The organism is Mesorhizobium sp. M7A.F.Ca.CA.003.01.2.1, assembly GCF_003998945.1.
Lineage (GTDB): Bacteria > Pseudomonadota > Alphaproteobacteria > Rhizobiales > Rhizobiaceae > Mesorhizobium > Mesorhizobium ciceri.
The window spans coordinates 1-3,530 of record NZ_RZRA01000600.1 but is presented as its reverse complement, the minus strand read 5'-3'; the positions used below and the strand labels follow the sequence as shown (position 1 = coordinate 3,530).

The window sequence follows — 3,530 nt, the reverse complement described above, 5'->3', positions numbered from 1 at the left end:
CAAGCGTTCGTACCGCATCATCGACTTCAAGCGCCGCAAGTTCGACGTCGTCGGCACGGTCGAGCGCATTGAGTACGATCCGAACCGCACCGCCTTCATCGCGCTGATCAAGTATGAGGATGGCGAGCTGTCCTACATCATCGCTCCGCAGCGTCTGGCTCCCGGCGACAAGATCGTGTCCGGTGAATCGGTCGACGTGAAGCCGGGCAATGCGATGCCGCTGGCTTCGATGCCGGTCGGCACCATCGTCCACAACATCGAGCTGAAGCCGGGCAAGGGCGCTCAGGTCGCCCGTTCGGCAGGTGGTTACGGTCAGCTGGTCGGTCGTGACCAGGGCATGGCGATCCTGCGCCTCAATTCGGGCGAGCAGCGTGTCGTTCACGGCTCCTGCATGGCCACTGTTGGCGCCGTGTCCAATCCGGACCACGGCAACATCAATGACGGCAAGGCCGGTCGCACGGTCTGGCGTGGCAAGCGCCCGCACAATCGCGGCGTGACCATGAACCCGGTCGACCATCCGCACGGCGGCGGCGAAGGCCGCACATCGGGTGGCCGCCATCCGGTTTCGCCCTGGGGCAAGCCGACCAAGGGCAAGAAGACGCGGTCCAACAAGGCGACCGACAAGTTCATCCTGCGCTCGCGCCATCAGCGCAAGAGCTAAGAAGAGGTAACGCCAAGTGACTCGTTCGATTTGGAAAGGCCCCTTCATTGACGGCTACCTTCTCAAGAAGGTGGACAAGGTTCGTGAAGGTGGTCGCAATGAGGTGATCAAGATGTGGAGCCGTCGCTCCACCATCCTGCCGCAGTTCGTCGGCTTCACCTTCGGTGTCTACAACGGCCAGAAGCATGTTCCCGTCTCGGTGAACGAGGACATGGTCGGTCACAAGTTCGGTGAATTCGCTCCGACCCGGACCTATTACGGTCACGGCGCGGATAAGAAGGCGAAGAGGAAATAATCATGGGCAAGGCCAAAGCTCCGCGCAGGCTTGCTGATAACGAAGCGCGCGCCGTATTGCGCACGATCCGTATCAGCCCGCAGAAGCTGAACCTGGTTGCCGCGCTGATCCGCGGCAAGAAGGTCGCGACAGCGCTTTCCGATCTCGAATTCTCGGCCAAGCGGATTTCCGGCACGGTCAAGAAGACGCTGGAATCGGCAATCGCCAACGCGGAAAACAACCACGACCTGGATGTCGATGCGCTGATCGTGGCGGAAGCCTATGTCGGCAAGTCGATCGTCATGAAGCGGTTCCATGCCCGTGGCCGCGGTCGCGCCAGCCGTATCGAGAAGCCGTTCTCGCACCTCACGATCGTCGTTCGTGAAGTCGAAGAAAAAGGGGAGGCCGCATAATGGGCCAGAAAGTCAATCCGATCGGTCTTCGCCTCGGCATCAACCGCACCTGGGATTCGCGCTGGTTCGCGAACACCGGCGAGTACGGCAAGCTGCTGCATGAGGACATCAAGATCCGCAAGTATCTCGAGAAGGAGCTCAAGCAGGCTGCCATCTCGAAGGTCGTGATCGAGCGTCCGCACAAGAAGTGCCGCGTCACCATCCATGCCGCGCGCCCGGGTCTGATCATCGGCAAGAAGGGCGCCGACATCGAGAAGCTTCGCAAGAAGCTGATGGAGATGACGAAGTCCGAGACGCACCTCAACATCGTTGAAGTGCGCAAGCCGGAGATCGACGCGACCCTGGTCGCCCAGTCGATCGCCCAGCAGCTCGAGCGTCGTATCGCGTTCCGCCGCGCCATGAAGCGTGCCGTTCAGTCGGCGATGCGCCTCGGTGCCGAAGGCATCCGCATCAACTGCGCCGGCCGCCTCGGCGGCGCTGAGATCGCGCGTATGGAATGGTATCGCGAAGGTCGCGTGCCGCTGCATACGCTGCGTGCGGACGTCGACTACGGTACGGCCGAAGCGCACACGGCTTATGGCATCTGCGGCGTCAAGGTCTGGGTGTTCAAGGGCGAGATCCTTGAGCATGACCCGATGGCTTCGGAGCGTCGGGCCAGCGAAAGCGATGCAGCGCATGGCGGTGGTGGTGATCGCGAACGCGGTCGTCGTCGCGAAAACGCCTGAGACATTTAGGAATTTGGAGTTAGAACGATGCTGCAGCCAAAGCGCACAAAGTTCCGCAAGCAGTTCAAGGGCCGTATCCATGGTACCGCAAAGGGCGGCACCAACCTGGATTTCGGTGGTTTCGGGCTGAAGGCGCTTGAGCCGAACCGCGTCACCGCACGTGAGATCGAGGCGGCCCGCCGCGCGATCACCCGTGAAATGAAGCGCGCTGGTCGCGTCTGGATCCGTATTTTCCCGGACGTGCCGGTCACTTCGAAGCCGACCGAAGTCCGCATGGGTAAGGGCAAGGGCGCGGTCGATTATTGGGCGGCGCGCGTCAAGCCAGGCCGCATCATGTTCGAGATCGACGGCGTCAATGAAGAAACCGCCCGTGAGGCACTGCGTCTCGGCGCGGCCAAGCTCTCGGTCAAGACGCGCTTCGTGCAGCGCATCGCAGAATAAGGACGGGCTGATCATGAAAGCCGAAGACATCCGGACCAAGACCCAGGACCAGCTGACCGACGACCTGGCCAGCCTGAAGAAGGAGCAGTTCAACCTGCGCTTCCAGAAGGCCACCGGCCAGCTCGAGAAGACCGCGCGCGTGAGACAGGTTCGTAAGGACATTGCGCGTATCAAGACCATCGCTGCGGAAAAGTCCGCGGCTAAGAAGGCTTAAGGACGAAAACCATGCCAAAGCGCATTCTGCAGGGCACCGTCGTCAGCGACAAGAACGAGAAGACGGTTGTCGTCAAGGTCGAACGGCGCTTCACGCATCCCGTGATGAAGAAGACCGTGCGCATGACCAAGAAGTACAAGGCGCACGACGAGAACAACGCCCACAAGGTTGGCGATCAGGTGTTCATCCAGGAATCGAAGCCGATTTCCAAGGACAAGCGCTGGATCGTCGTGTCTTCGGACCAAGCCTGACCTCGGGCGTAAACAACGAATTTTGGACAGACCGGGGAGGGGCTTTGAGCCCATCCCGTTAGAAGAGAAGAAGGCGGCCAGTCATGATTCAGATGCAAACAAACCTCGACGTCGCGGATAATTCCGGCGCCCGTCGTGTCATGTGCATCAAGGTGCTGGGCGGCTCGAAGCGGAAATACGCTTCCGTGGGCGACATCATCGTGGTGTCGATCAAGGAAGCCATTCCGCGCGGCCGCGTGAAGAAGGGCGATGTGATGAAGGCGGTCGTGGTTCGCACGGCCAAGGACATTCGCCGCCCGGATGGCAGCGTGATCCGTTTCGACAAGAACGCGGCCGTTCTCGTCGACAACAAGAAAGAGCCGATCGGCACGCGTATCTTCGGACCGGTTCCGCGCGAACTCCGCGCCAAGAACCACATGAAGATCATCTCGCTCGCGCCTGAAGTGCTGTAAGGAGCCGGACCAATGCAAAAAATTAGAAAAGGCGACAAGGTCGTCGTGCTGGCCGGCAAGGACAAGGGCCGTTCGGGCGAAGTCCTCTCGGTACAGCCG

Annotated in this window: 9 protein-coding genes; all 9 read left to right on the top strand. The window is 60.8% G+C overall.

The features are described from left to right. On the top strand, positions 1 to 661 hold a 661-nt coding region (gene rplB, locus EN969_RS21970), incomplete at its 5' end, for a 50S ribosomal protein L2 (RefSeq protein ID WP_127419386.1). A 16-nt stretch (positions 662 to 677) separates the two neighbouring features. Next, the gene (rpsS, locus tag EN969_RS21965; RefSeq protein WP_006205463.1) at positions 678 to 956 is read left to right on the top strand and encodes a 30S ribosomal protein S19; all 279 of its coding nucleotides are present in this window, start codon (positions 678 to 680) and stop codon (positions 954 to 956) included. 2 nt (positions 957 to 958) lie between these two features. Beyond that, positions 959 to 1,348: a 50S ribosomal protein L22 gene (rplV, locus tag EN969_RS21960; RefSeq protein WP_006205462.1), complete on the top strand. Its 390-nt coding sequence runs from the start codon at positions 959 to 961 to the stop codon at positions 1,346 to 1,348. Further along, positions 1,348 to 2,073, top strand: a complete 726-nt coding sequence (rpsC, locus tag EN969_RS21955; protein WP_013531426.1) for a 30S ribosomal protein S3 — start codon at positions 1,348 to 1,350, stop codon at positions 2,071 to 2,073. The genes rplV and rpsC overlap by 1 nt, the downstream gene beginning before the upstream one ends. A gap of 27 nt (positions 2,074 to 2,100) precedes the next feature. Further along, positions 2,101 to 2,514: a 50S ribosomal protein L16 gene (rplP, locus tag EN969_RS21950; protein WP_013531427.1), complete on the top strand. Its 414-nt coding sequence runs from the start codon at positions 2,101 to 2,103 to the stop codon at positions 2,512 to 2,514. Between the two features lie 13 nt (positions 2,515 to 2,527). Continuing rightward, positions 2,528 to 2,728, top strand: coding sequence for a 50S ribosomal protein L29 (rpmC, locus tag EN969_RS21945; protein WP_006205459.1), 201 nt, complete (start codon positions 2,528 to 2,530; stop codon positions 2,726 to 2,728). Positions 2,729 to 2,739: 11 nt separating this feature from the next. Beyond that, positions 2,740 to 2,979 (top strand): 30S ribosomal protein S17, encoded by a 240-nt coding sequence (rpsQ, locus tag EN969_RS21940; protein WP_010909280.1) that lies wholly within the window; start codon positions 2,740 to 2,742, stop codon positions 2,977 to 2,979. A gap of 83 nt (positions 2,980 to 3,062) precedes the next feature. Then, positions 3,063 to 3,431 (top strand): 50S ribosomal protein L14, encoded by a 369-nt coding sequence (gene rplN / locus EN969_RS21935; protein WP_006205457.1) that lies wholly within the window; start codon positions 3,063 to 3,065, stop codon positions 3,429 to 3,431. A gap of 12 nt (positions 3,432 to 3,443) precedes the next feature. Further along, positions 3,444 to 3,530, top strand: an 87-nt coding sequence (locus EN969_RS21930; RefSeq protein WP_206525204.1) for a KOW motif-containing protein, incomplete at its 3' end; no start/stop codon positions are given.

Bases quoted from the DNA above. Each gene is read 5' to 3' on its own strand.
- rplV (WP_006205462.1), top strand. From the start codon at position 959: ATGGGCAAGGCCAAAGCTCCGCGCAGGCTTGCTGATAACGAAGCGCGC.
- rpsC (WP_013531426.1), top strand. From the start codon at position 1,348: ATGGGCCAGAAAGTCAATCCGATCGGTCTTCGCCTCGGCATCAACCGC.
- rplP (WP_013531427.1), top strand. From the start codon at position 2,101: ATGCTGCAGCCAAAGCGCACAAAGTTCCGCAAGCAGTTCAAGGGCCGT.
- rpmC (WP_006205459.1), top strand. From the start codon at position 2,528: ATGAAAGCCGAAGACATCCGGACCAAGACCCAGGACCAGCTGACCGAC.
- rpsQ (WP_010909280.1), top strand. From the start codon at position 2,740: ATGCCAAAGCGCATTCTGCAGGGCACCGTCGTCAGCGACAAGAACGAG.
- rplN (WP_006205457.1), top strand. From the start codon at position 3,063: ATGATTCAGATGCAAACAAACCTCGACGTCGCGGATAATTCCGGCGCC.